The organism is Streptomyces sp. NPDC002734, from assembly GCF_040295685.1.
Taxonomy (GTDB): Bacteria; Actinomycetota; Actinomycetes; order Streptomycetales; family Streptomycetaceae; genus Streptomyces.
This window is the reverse complement of the sequence record NZ_JBEOVU010000049.1, coordinates 19,269-37,288: the sequence shown is the minus strand read 5'-3', so window position 1 is coordinate 37,288 and position 18,020 is coordinate 19,269. Positions and strand designations below refer to the sequence as shown.

Annotated in this window: 16 protein-coding genes and 1 pseudogene; 6 read left to right on the top strand and 11 right to left on the bottom strand. The window is 70.7% G+C overall.

What is annotated here, in order from left to right:
- Nucleotides 1-131: 131 nt before the first annotated feature.
- From ABT026_RS30165 to ABT026_RS30155, 3 genes and pseudogenes are all read left to right on the top strand, one after another.
- Nucleotides 132-976 (top strand): IS5 family transposase gene (locus tag ABT026_RS30165; protein WP_502968082.1). Its coding sequence is split into 2 segments (ribosomal slippage): nucleotides 132-462 and nucleotides 462-976, totalling 846 coding nucleotides; the frame shifts between segments, so codons are not numbered across the junction.
- 97 nt (nucleotides 977-1,073) lie between these two features.
- Nucleotides 1,074-1,343, top strand: coding sequence for a hypothetical protein (locus tag ABT026_RS30160; protein WP_351118371.1), 270 nt, complete (start codon nucleotides 1,074-1,076; stop codon nucleotides 1,341-1,343).
- A gap of 27 nt (nucleotides 1,344-1,370) precedes the next feature.
- A pseudogene (locus tag ABT026_RS30155) lies at nucleotides 1,371-2,057 on the top strand (AAC(3) family N-acetyltransferase); the annotation flags it as partial.
- 18 nt (nucleotides 2,058-2,075) lie between these two features.
- On the opposite strand, the gene ABT026_RS30150 reads toward ABT026_RS30155, so the two are convergent.
- Nucleotides 2,076-2,942 carry a VOC family protein gene (locus tag ABT026_RS30150; protein WP_351118370.1) on the bottom strand — a complete coding sequence of 289 codons (867 nt, stop codon included), beginning with the start codon at nucleotides 2,940-2,942 and terminating at the stop codon, nucleotides 2,076-2,078.
- Between the two features lie 284 nt (nucleotides 2,943-3,226).
- Here ABT026_RS30150 and ABT026_RS30145 point away from each other — a divergent pair, with 284 nt between their 5' ends.
- Nucleotides 3,227-4,090, top strand: coding sequence for a sulfurtransferase (locus tag ABT026_RS30145; protein ID WP_502968081.1), 864 nt, complete (start codon nucleotides 3,227-3,229; stop codon nucleotides 4,088-4,090).
- A gap of 154 nt (nucleotides 4,091-4,244) precedes the next feature.
- Here ABT026_RS30145 and ABT026_RS30140 read toward each other — a convergent pair whose 3' ends face one another.
- The 10 genes from ABT026_RS30140 to ABT026_RS30095 all read right to left on the bottom strand — a co-directional run bounded on the left by ABT026_RS30140 (nucleotide 4,245) and on the right by ABT026_RS30095 (nucleotide 14,654).
- Nucleotides 4,245-5,111: an FAH family protein gene (locus ABT026_RS30140; protein ID WP_351118368.1), complete on the bottom strand. Its 867-nt coding sequence runs from the start codon at nucleotides 5,109-5,111 to the stop codon at nucleotides 4,245-4,247.
- Nucleotides 5,111-6,277, bottom strand: coding sequence for an enolase C-terminal domain-like protein (locus tag ABT026_RS30135; protein ID WP_351118367.1), 1,167 nt, complete (start codon nucleotides 6,275-6,277; stop codon nucleotides 5,111-5,113). The genes ABT026_RS30140 and ABT026_RS30135 overlap by 1 nt, the downstream gene beginning before the upstream one ends.
- The gene (locus tag ABT026_RS30130) at nucleotides 6,267-7,151 is read right to left on the bottom strand and encodes an alpha/beta hydrolase (RefSeq protein WP_351118366.1); all 885 of its coding nucleotides are present in this window, start codon (nucleotides 7,149-7,151) and stop codon (nucleotides 6,267-6,269) included. The genes ABT026_RS30135 and ABT026_RS30130 overlap by 11 nt, the downstream gene beginning before the upstream one ends.
- On the bottom strand, nucleotides 7,148-8,830 hold the full coding sequence (locus ABT026_RS30125) for a GH3 family acyl-acid amido synthetase (RefSeq protein WP_351118365.1): 1,683 nt from the start codon (nucleotides 8,828-8,830) through the stop codon (nucleotides 7,148-7,150). Before ABT026_RS30125 ends, ABT026_RS30130 begins: the two co-directional genes overlap by 4 nt.
- A gap of 134 nt (nucleotides 8,831-8,964) precedes the next feature.
- Nucleotides 8,965-9,474: a flavin reductase family protein gene (locus ABT026_RS30120; RefSeq protein ID WP_351118364.1), complete on the bottom strand. Its 510-nt coding sequence runs from the start codon at nucleotides 9,472-9,474 to the stop codon at nucleotides 8,965-8,967.
- A gap of 105 nt (nucleotides 9,475-9,579) precedes the next feature.
- The gene (locus ABT026_RS30115; RefSeq protein WP_351118363.1) at nucleotides 9,580-10,713 is read right to left on the bottom strand and encodes an LLM class flavin-dependent oxidoreductase; all 1,134 of its coding nucleotides are present in this window, start codon (nucleotides 10,711-10,713) and stop codon (nucleotides 9,580-9,582) included.
- 39 nt (nucleotides 10,714-10,752) lie between these two features.
- Nucleotides 10,753-12,036, bottom strand: coding sequence for an ATP-grasp domain-containing protein (locus ABT026_RS30110; RefSeq protein WP_351118362.1), 1,284 nt, complete (start codon nucleotides 12,034-12,036; stop codon nucleotides 10,753-10,755).
- The gene (locus ABT026_RS30105) at nucleotides 12,033-13,367 is read right to left on the bottom strand and encodes an aminotransferase-like domain-containing protein (protein ID WP_351118361.1); all 1,335 of its coding nucleotides are present in this window, start codon (nucleotides 13,365-13,367) and stop codon (nucleotides 12,033-12,035) included. Before ABT026_RS30105 ends, ABT026_RS30110 begins: the two co-directional genes overlap by 4 nt.
- Nucleotide 13,368: 1 nt before the next feature.
- Entirely contained in the window at nucleotides 13,369-13,695 is a 327-nt protein-coding gene (locus ABT026_RS30100) for a YciI family protein (RefSeq protein ID WP_351118360.1), read from the bottom strand.
- A 212-nt stretch (nucleotides 13,696-13,907) separates the two neighbouring features.
- Complete coding sequence (locus ABT026_RS30095; protein ID WP_351118359.1) at nucleotides 13,908-14,654, bottom strand: SDR family oxidoreductase; 747 nt, start codon at nucleotides 14,652-14,654, stop codon at nucleotides 13,908-13,910.
- Nucleotides 14,655-15,264: 610 nt separating this feature from the next.
- On the opposite strand from ABT026_RS30095, the gene ABT026_RS30090 reads away from it, so the two are divergent.
- Both ABT026_RS30090 and ABT026_RS30085 read left to right on the top strand, forming a co-directional pair.
- Complete coding sequence (locus tag ABT026_RS30090) at nucleotides 15,265-16,512, top strand: MFS transporter (protein WP_351118358.1); 1,248 nt, start codon at nucleotides 15,265-15,267, stop codon at nucleotides 16,510-16,512.
- Nucleotides 16,513-16,754: 242 nt separating this feature from the next.
- On the top strand, nucleotides 16,755-17,969 hold the full coding sequence (locus ABT026_RS30085; RefSeq protein ID WP_351118357.1) for a stearoyl-CoA 9-desaturase: 1,215 nt from the start codon (nucleotides 16,755-16,757) through the stop codon (nucleotides 17,967-17,969).
- Nucleotides 17,970-18,020 lie beyond the last annotated feature (51 nt).

Sequence of the window (18,020 nt, the reverse complement as noted above, 5' to 3'; positions counted from 1 at the left end):
GCACCCCAGACCCTTCGTCTGGACGAAGACGGCAGACGAGATCCTCGACAAAGTCGCCGCCTACTGCCGACGAATCTCCGACTCAGGTCACTAGGCCGTTTCCTTCGGATCATCTGATCGTTGGTTGATGTGTGTCGTTGACTGACGCTCAGTGGGCGAGGATCGAGCCCTTGCTGCCGGATCGGACGCCGAAGCGGGGAGGGCGGTGGCGTGATCACCGGCAGGTGATTGACGCGATCGCGTTCAAGTACCGCACCGGCACGCCATGGATGGACCTGCCCGAGCACTTCGGCTCGTGGAAAGGCGCCCACAACCGCCTGCGGAAGTGGGCAGCGGATGGCACATGGGAGAAGGTCTTCACCGCCCTGCTCGCTCAGGCCGACGCCGAAGGCGATCTCGACTGGGTCGTCGCGGTCGACTCCACGATCGTCCGGGCTCATCAGCACGCCGCCGGGGCCCGTCAAAAGGGGCACCGGACGGCGAGCCGAACAACCATGCCCTCGGACGGTCCCGCGGCGGTCTCACTACCAAGATCCACCTCGCCGCCGACAGTCGCTGCCGCCCACTCGCCTTCGTAGTCACCCCGGGCCAGGCTGGTGATGCACCTGCGTTCACCGAGGTCATGGCCCGCGTGCGGGTGCCCCGGCCGGTCGGCCGGCCCAGAACTACGCCGGACGTGGTCCTGGCCGACAAGGCCTACTCGTCCCGCGCAATCCGGGCCCATCTACGCCGGCGTGGAATCCGGGCAGTGATCCCTCAGCCCGCCGACCAGGCCGCCAACCGTAAACGCCGCGGCAGCCACGGCGGCAGGCCACCGGCCTTCGACCGCGACGCCTACAAACAGCGCAACACTGTCGAACGCTGCATTAACAGAGTCAAGCAGTGGCGCGGCCTGGCCACTCGGTATGACAAGACCGCCGTCATCTACCTGGCGGCACTCCATCTCGCGGGCATCTTCATCTGGTCTGCACGCTGACTCGAACCTGCCTTCGGCACAGAATGGTCGCGTGCTTCCTCCTCGACTGCTGTGGTGCGATCCGCGCCCCATTCCTCGGTTCAACCGTCAGGAACCGGTGACGCTGATCGTCCGTGATCCCGGTTTCTACGAGCCGACTGACGGGGACGCCTGCACGGTGTTCTCGTACTTCTGCCAGGCGCATGACCGCTTCTACCAGCGCGAAGGGTGCGGGGAGGGACCGCATCTAGTGGCTGTGCACTGTGAAGAGCACGGGCCCGAAAGCATGTGGCCACAGCCACTGACGCTGATGTTCCCTGCTGGTTTCGAGCCCCGGCTCAGCAAGACACAACTCAGCTGGCTGCAAGCAGAATGGGACGCCACCTAAGCATGATCCGAAAGAGACGCCCTAGGCCGTGTCGAGGGCGGAGCCCCGACGGTGCTCGCCGCGCTCCGCGACCACCTGGGGGAGGCCGGCACCCTGGTCGTGCCGGCCTTCACCGGCGAGGTCGTCCACGACCCCTGTCCGGAAGCCGGTCCCGACGCGGGAGCGGCCGTGGAGGCGGAACGGGCCGCCGTCCCGCTCTTCCACGACGCCCTTCCCGCCGCGATGGGCGCGGTCGCCACAGTGGTCCTGGACACCCCCGGCCGTCTGCGCAGCCGCCATCCGCAGGCGTCCGTCGCGGCGGTCGGGGCCAGGGCGAAGGAGATCACCGAACGGCAGCCGTTCGCCTACGCCGTGGGGCCCGGCTCACCGTTCGACCGGATGTACGAGCTGGATGCCCACATCCTGCTGCTCGGCGTGGGCCACGACCGCAACTCGTTCCTCCACTACGCCGAGTCGCTGCTCCCCGGCCACCGGCGCAGGCTGCGCCGCTTCCCCTACCTGGTGGACGGCGAGCGGGTCTGGATCGAGGTGCCGGACGTCGGCAACGACCACGGACGGCACTTCCCCGGGGTGGGCGCCGACGCGGAGGCCGCGGGACTGGTACGGGTGGGCCGCGTCGGCGCGGCGGAGTGCCGCCTGATGGCGAGCCGGCCCTTCGTCGACTTCACCCGGCTGAGGCTGGCCGACCGGCTCGCGGCCGAGGACGCGGGGTAGGGCGCCGACGGGCCCCGGTCAGGCGGAGTTGACGCGGGCTCCGCGGGCGTCGGCGGTGTCCCGCTCCGCACGGCTGGCGGCGGGGGTGAGCAGCCCGAAGGGCGCGCCGTCGGGGTCGGTCAGCTGCACGGAGCGGCCGTTGAGCCCGTTGGTCGGCGGGCGGCTGATCCGTCCGCCCAGCGCCACCGCGTGCTCGGTCGCACGGTCCACGTCGGGCGTGGCGAAGTACGTCAGCCAGTGCGCGCCGCCCGCGCGGTGCACGGACAGCCCGGCGCCGCGGATGCCGAGCACCGGCCGGCCCGCGTGACGCAGCACCACCCTCTCCTCGGCGGGCGAAGGGGCGGTCTCCGGGCCGAGCCCGAAGACGCCCTGGTAGAACCTGACCGCGAATCTCGTCTCCGCCACCACCAGTTCGAGCCACGCGGGTGTGCCGGGGAGGCCGGGGGCCGGCGACGGGTACGAGCGCGGCAGGCGGCGCATGCCGAACACCGCCCCCGCCGGGTCCGAGCAGAACGCCACGCGTCCGCCCTCGGCGTCGTCCAGCGGCCCGACGCCCATGGTGCCGCCGCACTGCCGGACGGCCAGGGCCGCCCTGTCGATGTCCTCGGCCGTCAGGAACGGCGTCCACTCGGCGGTCAGCCGGGCGTCGTCGGGCAGCAGGCCGATGCCGGCCACCGGACGCCCCTGCGCGGTGGCGATCAGCTCACGCAGCGGGCCCCCCTTGCCCGGCGTGAACTCCCAGCCCAGCAGCGGGCCGTAGAAGTCGTGCGCGACACCGAGGCCGTGCGTCCTCAGACTCGTCCAGCAGGGCGCACCGGGTGCGCCCGGTGCGCGTCCGGTGGTGGAGAAGTCGTTCACGTCGGCCGCCCCCGTTTCGTCCGTCATCGGTCGGTTCACAGGTTTCCGTTCCCCGGATGCGGGGAGAGGAAAGTCCTTTCTTCTCGGCGGATCCCCGCCCCGGGCCGGAACATGCGCCACCGATGCGCGAGGTGTTCACATAGGGGCGTCACCCGCACCGTGGGTGCGCGTTCCGGTGCGGTGCGTGACCGAAGCGCCGTGGCGGAGCAGCGTAGCCAACGCGGCGCGGTGTGGCCATCCGGGACCCGCGCCCGGCGTGGCGCGGTGGCCGGAAGGCGCGTGTTGGTGCGGGCGGCGGGGTGTCGGGCAGGATGCGGGGCATGAACTCTGCACTGGTGACGGCCGCCGAGCTGGCCGCTGCGCTGGACGGTCCCACTCCTCCTGTCCTGCTCGACGTGCGGTGGCAGTTGAGCGTCGCCAAGGCGGGCGGTGAACCCCCGTTCGACGGCCGCGCGGAGTACGAGCGCGGCCACCTTCCCGGCGCCGTCTTCGTGGACCTGGACGGTGAGCTGGCCGCACCGCCGGGGGAGCGGGGGCGCCATCCGCTGCCGGACCTCGCCGTGTTCGGCGCGGCGATGCGGCGCGCCGGGGTGTCCGCGGGACGGCCGGTCGTCGCCTACGACGGCGGCATCGGCTGGGGCGCGGCCCGGGCGTGGTGGCTGCTGCGGTGGGCCGGGCACGGGGACGTGCGGGTGCTGGACGGCGGGCTGCCGGCCTGGCGGGGGCCGCTGGAGGAAGGGCCGGAAGTGCCGCACGTGGCGGGTGACTTCCTCCCGCGGCCGGGGGCGATGCCGGTGGTCGACGCGGAGGGGGCCGCGGAACTGGCGGGCGCGGCGGACGGGTTGCTGCTGGACGCGCGGGCGGGGGAGCGGTACCGCGGGGAGGTCGAGCCGGTGGACCCGGTGGGCGGGCACATCCCCGGGGCGGTCTCCGCGCCGACCTCGCGGAACGTCGGGCCGGACGGTCTGTTCCGGTCCCCGGCGGAGCTGGCCGAGCGGTACGAGGCGTTGGGCGCCGGGCGGGAGGGGGTCCGGGTGGGGGTGTACTGCGGGTCGGGGGTGTCCGCGGCGCAGGCCGTGCTGGCGCTGGAGGTGGTGGGCGTCAGGGCCGCCCTCTACCCCGGTTCCTGGTCCGAGTGGGTCGCCGATCCGGCCCGCCCGGTCGCCACGGGGTGACCCTTCGACCGAGTTCCTGCCCTCGTCCGCCGCCCCGTGGACAGGCGTGCCGCTTCCCCACGCCGCCCAGGACCTCGGTCTCCGTGGCCGCCCCACCGCCCACCGTTCCCAGGGCCGGCCCGGCCGGGGCTGTCGCCCCGGCCGGGCCGGCCCCTCAGACCTGGTGGACCGGATGCGAGAGACGCACCCCGTGAGTGGTGAACTCCATGGTGATCCGGTCACGGTCGGCCATGGTGAAACCATGGTGGAAGCTGGCCCGGTCCGCGCCCAGGTAGACGTAGTGCACCCGGCCCGGATGCCACAGCGAGGCGTACGAGAGCAACGTGGAGGTCATGTCGGGCAGCCCGTAGTGCAGGGCCTTGGTGCCGGTGAGGAAGGTGCCCTGCCAGGCGGTCCCTCCGTCCCGCTCGACGGTGACGCGGCCGGAGACGTGTACGGGCGGCGTGCCCAGGAACAGCCAGGGGGCGATGCCCGCGTCGCACAGCTTGGCGTAGGGCAGGTACCCCCTGTGCCGTCGGAAGAGGCCGATGTCGGTGAGGTCGTTGCCGAACGTGTACCCGACGTACTGGGGCACACCGTCCGTGTCCCCGACGTAGACCAGGACCACTTCGGCCTCCTCGGTCAGCGCCACCGCCCCCGAGGGCGCCCGCAGTGGTTCACCGGACACCTTCAGCACGTCTCCGAGCCCTTTGAAGAACCAGGTCGGCTGCGCCGGCGCGTCGCTGTCGGCCTTGACGTTGTGGGTGGCCATGAAACCGCCGACCAGGGCGTCGCCGGGTGTGGGCGGCAGCAGCGGAGGACGGAAGGTCACCGCGGACGCCTCGGCCGTGATCGCGGGGCGGCCGTCGGTGAGCGCGGCGGTCAGCGCGGCCTTGTCGCCGTCCGCCCGGAGGAGCTCGGCGCGCAGGTCGAGGCCGGTCGCCGGGTGGAGGGTGAGGGTGGTGTCCTCATCGGTTTCCTCGGGGACGCGGAGGCCCACGTACGGTGCGCCCTGGTACGAGACTTCGAACAGCGCGGTCATCAGGAGTTCTCCTCTGGGGGTGGCACGGGCCGCCAGGCGTCGTCGGGGGACCAGGAAAGAGCCGCCCAGTGCTCGGCGCGCGCGTTCAGGCGCAGACCGAGTCCCGGACCGGGGAAGGTACCGATGGTGTTGGCGGCACGGTCCACCACGGGGGCCGGTGACACGATCGTCTCGGGAAAGAAGCGGTCCGACTGCCCCGCCTCCACGGTCAGGGCGTCCGGGCAGTGCAGGGCCAGTGCGCGGCCCGCGTTGATCAGCGGGCCGGTCTCGGCGACCTGCACCCCGATCTGGAAGTCGAGCCCGGCCTCGCGCGCGAACTCGACGAGGCGCAGGGAGGCCAGCAGACCTCCGTTCTTGGCCACCCGGACGTTCACCGCGTCGCAGGCGTCCTGGGCGACCGCCTGCCGCGCGTCGTCGAGGGTGCACACCGACTCGTCCAGCATCACCCGCACGCCGGTTTCCCGGCGCAGGGTGCGCAGCGCCTCCCAGGACCGTGGTGGAAGGGGCTCCTCCACCAAGGTGGCGCCGGCCGCGCGCAGCCGGCGCGCGTGGTCTGCCGCGGTGGCGGGCGTCCAGCTCATGTTGGCGTCCACCATCACCGGGACGCCGGGGGCCAGTCGGTCCCGGAGCGTGGACACCGTGCGAACGTCCCGGTCGACGTCCCCGGACGCCTTGACCTTGACGAAGTGGAAGGGCCCGCGGGTCTCGAGGAACTCCGTGACCCCCATGCTCAGGTCCAGGACCTGGGAGACGGGCACCGGGGCTCGCCGTTCCCCGGGCAGCAACTCGTCCAGACGGAGCGACAGGCTCCGGGTGAGCAGGTCCAGGACGGCCGTCTCCAGCAGGCAGACGAGGTTGTTCCCGCCGTCCACCGAGAACGTCTTCCGGAAGCCGTGCTCCCGCAGTTCCGCCAGGAGTTGCTCGGCGGGAGTGTCCAGAAGCCGGGCGAACACCGTCTCCAGCGGGAAGGCGCGCAGGGCCGCCTCCACGGTGCCGGTGGTCTCCCCGGTGACGTACCGGCGCGGCGCGCACTCGCCGATGCCGGTGGCGCCGTCGGCGGTCAGGCTCAGGACGAGGCTGTCGGCGGTGCGGCGGCGGGCCGCCGGGTGGTCGAAGGGGATCCGCATCGGCAGGGCGACCCGGTACAGCCGGGCCTCACACCTCACGGTCCCGCCTCCGCAGCAGCGTGTGCGCCGAGGTCCAGTCCACCAGGTCCCCGGCGACGTCGGTGTAGAAGAGGTAGTGGTGGTGGGTGGGGAACTTCACGATCGTCCCGCGGCCCCCGAACAGGTCCTGGAAGACGGCGTGGGTGGCGTCCAGGTCGACGATGGGGTCGGTCAGCCCCGACACGAAGGCGGCGGGCGCCGCCGGAGGGCGGGGCCGGTCCGCAGTCATGTAGAGGTTCTCCAGGGCCAGCAGGACGGCTCGGGAACGGCGGGTGAGGGCGCGTACCGCCAGCTCGTCGTGGTCGACGAAGTCCTGGTAGTGCGGGTCCGGAGTGAAGTCCTCGGAGCGCAGGCCCGCGTCCCACGGTTCGGTGCTCCGCTCGGCGGCCAGGGCGGCCCTCTCCTCCGCGGGCAGCAGGGCGTGCAGCCGGCCGAGCCAGGTGGAGCAGAAGACGGTGGCCTCGTGGCGGACGGTGAAGTCCGGGTGGTGCAGCAGTGCGGCGAGGAAGGAGCCGCCCAGGCAGTGCCCGAAGAGTGTCAGCGGCACGTCGTCGCCGATGATCCGGCGGGTGTGGGCGACGGCCGCGACGTAGTCCGCGATGACGGTGCCCACGTCCGGGAGGTCGCCGCGCTCTCCTCCGCTGACGCCGCTGCCGCGACGGTCCAGGACGAACAGGGCGACGTCGTCGCCGGCGAATCTCGGGCCCACCTCCCACAGCCAGCCGGCATGGCTCTGCAGGCCGTGGAAGTAGAAGACCGCTCCCTTGGTCTCCCCCTGCGGGCGCCATACGTGCAGGGCCAGGTCCACGTCCCCGACGGGGACGGTGAGGATTTCGCGGCGGACGTCACGCGGTGCTCGTGCGGTCTGGATCACGGGTGCGCTCCCACCCCGCCGAGCAGGTCGGCGACGAATTCGGTGTCCTGCTGGAAGGGCCGGTACTTGTACTGGGTGGCGTTGCCGGGCTGGCGGCGCGACTCGGTGTACGTGGCGACGGCGTCGGGGGCGACGGTGCGGAACTCCAGAGGGGCCAGCCGGCCGCTGACCCGCTTGGAGGCGTACTCGAGGTTGACGACGCCCAGGGCTTGGTCCACCGCGTGCGACAGCCGCTCGTCGAGTGCCGCGCCCGGCCGGGGAACCTCCGCGACCACCACGTAGTGCGGTGGCTCGCCCCAGCGCGGCCCGCACAGGTACAGGCCGCTGGAGAGCCCGGCCCCGGCCAGGGCCTGCTCCACCGCCTCCGCGACCTGCGCCTCGGTGAGCTTCTCGCCGGTGAAGGAGTGGAACACGCCGTCGCGGTGGACGAAGTGGATCCACGGGACGCCGTCCACGACGCGGTCGACCCGGTAGATGTCGCCGCTCCACAGCCGGTACAGGCCGTTGGCCTGCGTCATGACCAGGTGGTAGTCGCGGCCGGCCGTGACCTCGTCCAGGAGCAGCGTGTCGACGCGCTCCCCCGCGTCCACGAGCCGGCCGAGGTCGACCTCCGCGGGGACGAACTCGAAGAACGCCTGGTTCACCGCCAGCGGCTGGCTGTCCAGCGTGTCGTCCACCGGGACGGTGGTCACGCCCTCGGTGCCGCAGCTCATGAAGGGCAGCGCGCGGGTACCGGGCAGCACGGCGTCCAGCTTCGACCGGTACAGCCCGGCCGACGAGGACAGCCAGCAACTGTAGGCGCCGAGGGTGGGCCACACGTCGGCGAGGGTGAACGCGTCCTGGGCCAACACCGACCGCAGGTGGCGGGCAGCCTCCGGGCGCGGCTCGTCGTACGGTCTTCCCTCCAGGGTGCCCGACTCCAGGTCCCGCACCAGGTCCGCGCCGAACTCGGCGATCAGGTCGCGCAGCGACACCAGGGTGCTCGGATTGATCGCCGTGACCAGATGCATCCGTCTGCCGACGAGGTGACGCACGCGGTGGTACATCCGCCCGGTGTGCGAGGACGGCGCCTGGGTGCCGAACCAGGGGGCCTCCGCCCACGGGGGGTTCCAGTCCTGGCTGTTGATCCGGGGATGACGGTTGCTGATCGACTGGTAGCGGACACCGTGCAGGTGGTCGCCGACGGGGTCGTGCACGGTCTGGGTGTCGAGAGTGGCGTACGGGTCGCCGAGGATGGCCGGCTGCAGGCGTAGGTAGGTCCCCCACATGGCGCGCATGGCGGGCACCCGGTACTTCAGTAACCAGTGCAGGGTGTAAGGGACCCGCTTGGGCACGCCGGTGGTGCCGCTCGTCTTGAGCCAGCGCATCACCGGGCTGCACGACAGGACCCCGCCCTTGGTGCGCGCCTCGCGTTCGAGTTCGGGCGCGAAGTGGTCGTAGCGCCGGATCGGCAGGACCTCCCGGAAGCTCTTCGCGTCCGGCCCGACGGTGTCGTAGCCCTGCTCCCTCCAGTGCAGCGAGTCCCGGCACAGGGCGACCACGTCCTCCAGCACGCGTTGCTGGGAGCGCGCCGGGTCGGCGAGATCTGCCAGCAATCCGTCCCGGGCCTGCCGGCATTCCTCGGCGAAGGGTGCGCGCCGTGCGTGCCAGTGGCGCTGCCAGTGCCTGGTGTCGCTCATCGACGTCTGTCCGTCGAGTACCGTTCGTATGTCGCTCACGGCTTCCGGTTCCCCCTCATGGTGTCGGGTGGTCGCGGCCTTCGGTGTCGGTCGCCTCCGCGACGAGGCGCACCGCCGTGCGGTCGTCCGGGCCGTCACCCGGCGAGTCCGCGGAACCGGCCGGCGTGGAAGACCAGCGGTCGCGAGGACTCCGTCACCGCGCCGCGGTCCACCGACGCGACGACCAGGTCGTGGTCGCCGGCCGGATGGATGGCGGAGATGTCACAGTCGAGCCAGCCCAGAGCGTCGGGCAGGGTGGGACGGCCGGCCGGGGTGCGGACCCATGTTCCGCCGGAGAAACGATCCGCCCCTTGGGTGGCGAACAGACGGCACAGCTCCGCGTGCCCGTCGCCGAGGATGCTCACCGCGAACCCTCCGGTGGCTCGGAGGGACGGCCAGGTGGTCGAACTCCGCCCCACGCACAACGCGATCAGGGCGGGTTCCAGGGAGACGGAGACGAACGAGTTGACGGCCATGCCCACCGGGCCGTGCGCCGCCTCGGCGGTGACGAGGACGACTCCGGTGGGGAAACGGCCGAGAAGGTCACGGAACGAGCGCTGGTCCAGATGATGGGCGGGCGCTGGTTCCGGCTTGGTCTGTGGCATGTGCGGTCCTCCACTCGTCCGGCGGGGTCCGTGTGGCGCCGTGTGCGCGGGCCGGGCCCACGGCGGCGGCCGGGTCCCGGTCCGCCGCCACGGTCGTGGTCTCGCTCATCCGGCGGTCCGGCCGCCCGCCTGCTCGGCGCGGGCGGAGATCGCTCGCTCGACCGCCTCCTGCGGCCGCCGGTCGAACCCGTTGATGCGCGGGGCGACATGGCGGGCCAGCAGTTCCAGGCTGCGGTTGGTGTTCTCGTACGTCGTCCAGTCCGCCGCGTACACGAGCAGCGTTCCGAAGCCGCCGGTCGCCTCCTGGAGACGGCGGATGCCGTCCACCACGTCGTCGACCGAGCCGACCAGCGCGCCGCCGGCCTCGACCCGGTCCTCCAGCATGCGGTCCCGCGAGGCGCCCGGCGCGAGCACGGTCCGGCCCGCCGCCTTGCCGAAGTACTCGAAGAGCCACCGGTCGTAACCGTCGCGGACCTCCCGGTAGGCCTGCTCGCGCGTCTCGGCGACGTGCACCGGCAGGGCGATCCGCCAGTTCTCCCGGTGCATGGTGTTGCCGTGCTCGGCGGCCGCCTCCTCGGCGTGCTTCCACTGCTGGGCCAGACCGATGTGCTCCGGTGCACCGGGCGTCAGCAGGGCGAACGGCAGGGCGAAGGAGGTCATGCTCAGGCCGTACCTGCCGATCAGCCGAGGGCTGGACACCGAGGTGCCGGAGGTGGCCAGGGCGACCTCGAGCGGACCGTGCCCGTAGCGGGGCAGCTGCAGCTTGGCGTCGGCCAGTTCGAACCAGTCGGTCTTCCGGGTGATGCGCTGCTCGCCGTTGACCAGCTCGAGCACCACCGGAAGTGCCTCGTCGAGCCGCTTGCGCTGCTCCGGCGGGTTCAGCCCGAACATGCCGCCGTCGAACGGGACGCCCGGTCCCACGCCGAGGATGTAGCGCCCCCGGGCCAGGTGGTGCAGATGGACGGCGCGGCTGGCCACATGGAAGGGATGGTGGCCGGACAGCGGCACCACCCCGTGCGCCAGCTTGATCTGCCGAGTGCGCTGGCTGGCGGCTGCGATCAGCGTCTCCGGGGCTCCCACGAGTCCCCAGCCCAGCGTGTGGTGCTCGCCGAACCACGCCTCGTCGAAGTTCAGGCGGTCGGCGAGGTCCACCAGTTCGAGGTTGCGGTGGATCGCCAGGTGCGGATCCTGGCCCGTCTCGTGAACGGGGGAGAGGAAGAGACCTATACGGCTGTGCACGGTGGTGCCTCCATCTGGGAGTCGGACAGGGGGAGAGGGTCAGCCGACCCGGTAGACGGAGTCCTTGAGGAGACGGGCCCGTTCGTAGTCCGCGGCCAGTTGTCCGTCGTCGGGAGAGGTGAGGTGGATTCGCAGGGCCGCCGTCATCAGGTCCGTGGTCGGCCGGATGCGTGCCCCCGGCGCGTATTTGACACCGGTGACGACCGTGCTGGGCAGGGCGTCGATCTCCGCCACCACCTGCCGGTTCACTTCCTGCACCACGCCGTCCAGACTCGTGGAGGCGTTGTACGTGTAGGCGGGCTGCCGCCGGCGGTACACACGGCCGCCGTACTCCTGGGCGAACCCCTCCGGGTCGAGGTACGCCCGGGCCGTCAGACCCGCCTGGTTGTGACCGATGCACAGGTCGTGGAACGCCGGGTTGAGGTTGCCGTTGAGCCGGGTGGCGATCTCCACCAGGACCGGGCCCCGGTCGGTGACGATCACTTCGGCGTGCGCCGGTCCCCAGCGCACGCCGAGCGCGTCCAGCACCTCGTCGGTGTAGGCGACCAGCGCGGGCACCGGGGCCTCGTCGGGGGCGGTCAGGACGTCCCGGTCGTAGATGTTGCGCCCGGACGGCAGCAGTTGCTTCTCGTACCGCCACACCCCGCACACGTACCGATGTCCGTCGGCGCTGACGGTGTCCACGATGTACTCGGTGCCTTCGAGGTACGCCTGCGCCAGCACCTCGTCGTTGCGGGAGCCGAAGAGGTTGTGGCCCGACAGGACGGTCTCGGCAGCCGCACGGGCCTCCGCGGCGTTCCGGCAGACGAACACGTTGTCCGAACCCGCGGAGTCGACCGGCTTGACGACGACCGGCCACTCTCCCTGCTGCTCGGCCCACTTGACGACCAGCGCGGCGTCGCCGCTCTTGAACTGCTCGACGCACCGCACCCCCGCCCGGCGCAGGGTCTCGATCATCTCGAACTTGTCACGGCGGGCCCGCGACAGCGCGACGCCGTTCGACTTCACGTCGAGGGCCGCGCTGAGCCGGTCGGCCAGCCGGACCGAGGACTCCTGGCCCGGCACCACGGCGGCCGGGTCGTACCGGCGGAGCAGTTCGACGAGTTCGGCCTCGTCGGAGCAGATGACGTTCTCCGCGTAGGCCGTCAGGTCGGGTGCGAGCATGGTCGGGATCAATTCCGGGGTGCTCTGCACGTGGACGACCCGGGCGCCGGCCGCGGCGAAGGCGGCGGGGTAGAAGTTGCCGGCCGAGTAGCCGTCGACGACCACGGCCGTGGGGGCGGTGGCGTGTGTGTGGCCGGCGATGGGCGGGGAACTGCTCATACCGTGTCTCCGGTGGTCTCACGGGGGGCGGAACGGGGGGTCTCGCGGGGGGTGTCCGCGATGAACCGGGCCAGCCGGGCGATGCCCTCGTCGATGGCTTCCGGGGCGAGGTTGCTGAACCCGAGGCGGATCTCGCGCCGGCCACCGCCGTCCAGGTGGAACATGGTCATCGGGGCCCAGCTCACCCCGTGGTCGCGGGCGGAGCGCTCCATCGCCGCGAGATCCGCCGTGAAGGGGACCTTCAGCACGAGGAAGAAGCCGCCACGCGGAGTGTTCCAGCTCACGCCGTGGTCGCCCCCCGGGGGGAAGTGCCGGGCGAGCGCGGCGAGGGTGGCGTCCAGCCGCTCCAGGTAGACGGCGGCCAGTTCGCGGGTGGCCGAGCGCAGGTCGTGGCGGTGCTCGGCCAGGTAGCCGCCGATCACCGCCTGGGAGAGGGTGGAGGAGCCGACGCTGTACATCGCCTTCGCCTTCGACAGCGTCTGCGCCAGGGTCCGCACCGTGCCGGAGGCGTCGGTGACCTCCTGGTCGGCGACCAGGTATCCGAGGCGGGCGCCGGGGAAGGCGGACTTGGCGAACGAACCGAGATAGAGCACCCGGCCCCGGGTGTCCAGGGACTTCAGAGTCGGCATCGTCTCGCCCTCACGGGCGAACAGGCCGTAGGGGTTGTCCTCCAGGACGAAGAGGTCCTCCTCCTCGGCGATCTCCAGCAGGCGTCGACGGGCGTCGAGGGGCAGCACCGTGCCGGAGGGGTTGTTGAAGTCCGGTACCAGGTACAGGGCGGTCGGGCGCCCGCCCTCGGCGCGTACGGCCCTGGCGGCGGCGGCGACCGCGTCCGGGTCGAGGCCGTCGGGTCCCTCCGGGACGCCACGGATCGGGATGTCGAGCATCCGGGCCGCACCACGGATGCCCACGTAGGCGGGCGACACCGACAGCAGCACGTCCCTGGGTGAGGTGAACAGACCGCGCAGCGCGACGAGGGCGGCCTCCTGGAAGCCATGCGTGATCATGACCGCCTCGGGAGCGACGTCGATGCCCTCGTCCTGCCGGAGCATCAAGGCCACGTCGTCCTGGATCAGGCCGTTGACCGGTCCGTACTGGAACAGCAGCCGGGAGATGCGGGCCTCCGGCACCCCCTTGTCACGCAGGTGCTTGATGTACCGGTCGGTGTAGTACGACAGGTTGGCGAGGTCGTGATTTCCGTCGTACGGAGCGCCCGAGGAGAAGGACAGCGCGTCCGGGAAACGCAGCGCCGTCTCGCTCAGGAGGCGCATGGAGTCCATCTCGGGGTCGGTGATCGAAGGATGGAGCAATTCTCCGGTCAGGGTCGTCATGTCAGCTGACCTCCCGTCCGGCCGGCGCGGTCTCGTCGCGGTTTCGCGCGGCGGCCCAGCTCCCTTTTCCAGGAGCCCATTCCCGGATGCGGGTATCGGCCACCAGACCGCCCTTCACATAGGGCTCCTCGTCGAGAATCCGGTCGAGCTCGTCGCGGGACTCCACCTCGTAGACGAGCAGTCCGCAATTCTCGCCGACGAGCGGCCCGCCGAGCAGCAGGACGCCGCTCTCCGCGAGCCGGTAAAGGTTTTCGGCGTGTGCCGGATGCAGGCCTTGTCGGCCGGCCCGGTCCACGTTGTAGGAGAATTCAACGACGTATTTCGCCACAACTAGCTCCTTGCACAGTGAAATTCGCCAAGGCCGGAGACATGCTTCTCGACCGGGGCCGGCCCCTGACGTCTGGGGACGTCACGTCCAGCCGTTCAGAATCCCGCGTGGCGCGATCGGTCCCTCCGACCGCCGTGTTCTCCGACGGCCGGTGAGGCCCGGATGCCATTGCTGCCGCGGGGTGCTTACGGTCGCGGACGTGGCCGCGGTGGTCACATGTAGAGGCCGCCGTTGATGTCGATGACGGAGCCCGTCGTGTAGCCGGCGCTCTCCGAGCACAGGTACAGGATGCTGCCGGCCGCCTCGGGGACGGTGCCGTACCGGCCGGTGGGGAGCCTGGAGAGCACTTCCCTCCTGGACTCATCGGTGCGCCGCTCGAGGGCGGCGGCCACCCGCGCGGTGGCGATCGGTCCGTGCGCCACCACATTCGCCACGACCCCGGTGCCGGCCAGCTCGTAGGCCACCTGCTTCGTCATGCCGATCACGGCGGCCTTCGCCCCCACGTACGCGGCGTTGTTGAAGTGGCTGTACGTCCGTCCGCCCGCCGAGGCGAAGTTGACGATGCGTCCGTAGCCGTCCTGGACCATCTGCGGAGCACACACCTTGACGGCGATCCAGGTGCTCACCACGTTCTCCAGGTACGTCTGGTCGAAGTGGGAACGCTCCAGGTCCGCGTAGCCGATGACGCGGGTGTCTCCGCCGACACCGTTGGCCAGGACGGAGGGTGCGTGGCGCGCCACGATGTCGGTCAGTTGCTGCTCTGCCGTCGGGATGTCGGTGATGTCCCCCACCACCGCCTCGGTCTTGGTCAGTCGGCCCAGTTCGTCGGCGAGCCGGGACACCGCCTCCTCGTCGCGGTCGTACAGGACGAGGGTGTGGCCTTGGTCCGCCAGACCTCGGGCGACCTCCGAGAGGATTCCGCCGGCGGCACCGATCAGGAGCGCTGTACGAGCGGTCACTTTTGCTCTTCACCTGGCTTTTCTTAGGTCGACGACCCTGCTTGCGCTGGGCCTTGGGAGAAAGCTGGGTAGAAATGTCCCTCCGGGACGACCTGCTTTCGCGGATGCCCGGATTGCGGGCAGGACCGGCCAATGCGTGCACAGCAAACAGGCATCGAGGGTGGTTGGCCACCCCGACGCCGCACTGACGATCACACCGGCCTCTGGCCACTGTCAACGCGGTGAGACTAAAAGCGGTCGACATCTGGCTGAATTTTTTCGTGGGGTTGCCAGTGGCAGGAGACTGGATCATTCTTTCCGACGGGTCAGGTCCGGCCAGTGTCTGCAACCGACTGTTCGGATCTGGTTCGGCGGAGTATTCGGAGCACCTCGTTCCGGATTCACCGGCCGTGCGACGGCCCGGTCGTTCCCGCAGTACAGGGAAAGACCGGGACGGTTTCACGTCATTCCCGGATCGATATCGGCGCTGGACGGACATGGCTGAGATGTCTCGCGCCGGAGGGCTCCAGCGGCGGACACACCCCTGCCGTGCGGCCCTTCCCGAGCCCGCCCATCCGACGGAGCCGCACACCCTGGCGTGACTCCGCCCGACCAACGGACGAACGGAACCATGCGCCCCGAATCTCCATGGCAGACAGGCGGCTTCCGCGCCCTGTTCACCGCGTCCGCCCTCAGTCAGCTGGGAACCAACGTCAGTTACGTCGCCGTGCCCCTCGTGGCCGTCGCCGCCCTGGACGCCGGTCCGGGGCAGGTCGGGGCACTCGCCACCCTGAGCACCGTCGCCTTCCTGCTGATCGGCCTGCCGGCCGGGGCCTGGGTGGACCGGCTCAGCCACCGCGGCGTGCTGATCCTGGCCGACCTGGCTCGGGCCCTGCTGTACTGCTCGGTGCCGCTGGCCTGGTGGTTGGACGTCCTCACCCTCGAGCAGCTCTACCTGGTCGTCCTGCTCAACGGCTGCGCAACCGTGTTCTTCGACGTGGCCTCGCAGAGCGTGCTTCCGCAACTTGTGGGCAAAGGCGCGCTGGTGCGCGCCAACGCGGACATCAACACGCTGATCGCCGCGGGCAACATCCTGGGTCGCAGTGCGGGCGGCGGCCTGGTCGCGCTGCTCACCGCGCCGGTGGCCGTGCTGGTCTCGGCCGGCGCCTACCTGCTCTCCGGGCTCGGCCTCACCCGAATCCGGCACACCCCGCCCGCCGCCACCGGCTCCGCCGGCCCCACCAGGTTGTACGCCCGGATCGCCGAGGGGATACGGCACGTCTTCGGCAATCGGGAACTGCGCGCGCTCGCTCTCACCGCGAGTCTCGCCAATCTCGGCTCGTCCGTGATCAACACCATGCTGCCGATCTGGTTCGTACGCGAACTCGACCTTTCCAGCGCGGTGTTGGGCCTCTTCTGGGGCGCGGGAGGGGTCGGACTGCTGATGGGTGCACGCAGTGCACGACCGGTCGCCGACCGCCTGGGATTCGGCCGGACCCTGGGCGTCGCCGGGTTGTGTCTGGCGCCGGCGGGACTGCTCGTGCCGCTGGTCGACCGAGGTCCCTGGCTCTACCTGGCCGGCTTCGGGTGGTTCGCCGCCATGTTCAAGGTCGGCATGGACAACGTGCTCGGTGTCAGCCTGCGTCAACGGATGACGCCGGACGCCCTGCTCGGCCGGATGAATGCCACCTTCCGCTTCGTGCTCACCGGCGCCTTGGCCGTCGGAGCCGCCCTGTCCGGCATCCTGGGGGAACTGGTCGGCGTCAGCGCCACCTTGTGGGTCGGCGGCGTGTTCGTGGCGACGGCCTTCCTGCCTGTCTTCCTCTCCCCGGTGAGGAAACGCCGCACCCTGCCCGAACCGCAGGAATGCCAAGCCTGAAAGGCCGTGGGAAATCCCACCTGCCGCCGGGCCCGCCCTCTCCCGCCGGGCTTCCATGAATAACCGTCCAACAGCACGCGGTTGACCGTTCGAACATGCACCTCAAGGATTCGATATGCGCCCAGGCGCCACCGTGCGTATGCGGATCGCCGGAAAATCCCCCTGTCACGGATAATCCTCCGTCCGTTTCGCGGCATGACATCCGCGGGACGCCGCCAGATCCCTGACCTGAAGGAGTGCGAATGACGGCCATCGAGAACGGCTACCGGACCGAAGACACCGCGGAACACGCGGATCCCCGGGAGACCATGAGCGCACTGCCCGGGTTCGTCCAGTTACCCCTCACGCTGTTCACCGGGAAGGCGCTGCCCGGGCAGCAGGCGCCGTCCTGGTGGACCCCGGGATTCCACCTGTACAGCGCGGTCCTCGGCATGTTCCTGGGCGTTGCCGCCGGCTGCACCGGACTGGCCCTGGGCGGTCTTTGGCTGTCGCTGGTCCCTGTCGGCTGGGCCGTCACGCTGCACGGCATGCGCAACCTCCGCATGATGATCTACCACCAGTGCTCGCACCGGAACATGTACCGCAGATCGCGCCTGGACACCGCCATCGGCCGCTGCACCTCGGGCCTCCTGATCATCCAGAACTTCGCCCGCTACAGCCGTGAACACGTCAGTGATCACCACGCCGCACACCACATGACACTGCGTGACCCCACCGTGCAGGCATTCCTGGTCAGCCTCGGCCTGCACCCGGGTATGACCCGGCGGCAGATGTGGCGACGGGTCATCGGCAAGATCATCTCTCCCTGGTTCCACCTCAACTTCGCCGTGGCCCGCGCCCGTTCCTTCTGGAGCGGATCGGCCGGCGCCGAGAAGGCCGTCTGCGCAGGGCTCTACGGCACGGCGCTGATCGTCGCCCTGGTGACCGGGACCTGGGTGCAGCTGCTCCTCGTCTGGTTCGTGCCGTTGGTGCCGCTGTTCCAGGTGAGCAACACGCTGCGGCTGTGCGTCAAGCACACCTTCCCCGCCTCCGACCTCACGGTGCGGCGAGGCAAGGAGTACTTCGGCGGGCTGACCAACGCCATCTTCATCGGTGAGTCCGCGCCCCGCTCCGGCCTGCCCGTGGTGCGCCGCGTGGCGGCCTGGACCCGCTGGGGGCTGCGCATGGTGTTCGTCCACGCACCCGCCCGCTACCTCGTCCTCACCGGCGACACGGTGGTGCACGATTTCCACCACCGGTATCCGGCGACGCCCAAATGGGCCCACTACATATTCGAGCGTCAGGCGGACCTGGAAAAGGGCAGCCCCGGATGGCCGCCGTACAAGCAGGCCTGGGGCCTGGTGCCGGCCATCAATCTGGTATTCGACTCGCTGTCCGTCGCTGATCCCAGGGAGTACAACGTCGAGCGGCTGCGGGAGGTCAGCAAGAGGGAACTCTTCGCGGCATTCGACGACTGATCTCCAGTCATTGTTCCAGAGATTTCCCGAACGGCGTTCTTCGCGATCCCA

Bases quoted from the DNA above. Each gene is read 5' to 3' on its own strand.
- ABT026_RS30150 (WP_351118370.1), bottom strand. From the start codon at position 2,942: ATGACGGACGAAACGGGGGCGGCCGACGTGAACGACTTCTCCACCACC.
- ABT026_RS30145 (WP_502968081.1), top strand. From the start codon at position 3,227: ATGCGGGGCATGAACTCTGCACTGGTGACGGCCGCCGAGCTGGCCGCT.
- ABT026_RS30140 (WP_351118368.1), bottom strand. From the start codon at position 5,111: ATGACCGCGCTGTTCGAAGTCTCGTACCAGGGCGCACCGTACGTGGGC.
- ABT026_RS30125 (WP_351118365.1), bottom strand. From the start codon at position 8,830: ATGAGCGACACCAGGCACTGGCAGCGCCACTGGCACGCACGGCGCGCA.
- ABT026_RS30120 (WP_351118364.1), bottom strand. From the start codon at position 9,474: ATGCCACAGACCAAGCCGGAACCAGCGCCCGCCCATCATCTGGACCAG.
- ABT026_RS30110 (WP_351118362.1), bottom strand. From the start codon at position 12,036: ATGAGCAGTTCCCCGCCCATCGCCGGCCACACACACGCCACCGCCCCC.
- ABT026_RS30105 (WP_351118361.1), bottom strand. From the start codon at position 13,367: ATGACGACCCTGACCGGAGAATTGCTCCATCCTTCGATCACCGACCCC.
- ABT026_RS30090 (WP_351118358.1), top strand. From the start codon at position 15,265: ATGCGCCCCGAATCTCCATGGCAGACAGGCGGCTTCCGCGCCCTGTTC.
- ABT026_RS30085 (WP_351118357.1), top strand. From the start codon at position 16,755: ATGACGGCCATCGAGAACGGCTACCGGACCGAAGACACCGCGGAACAC.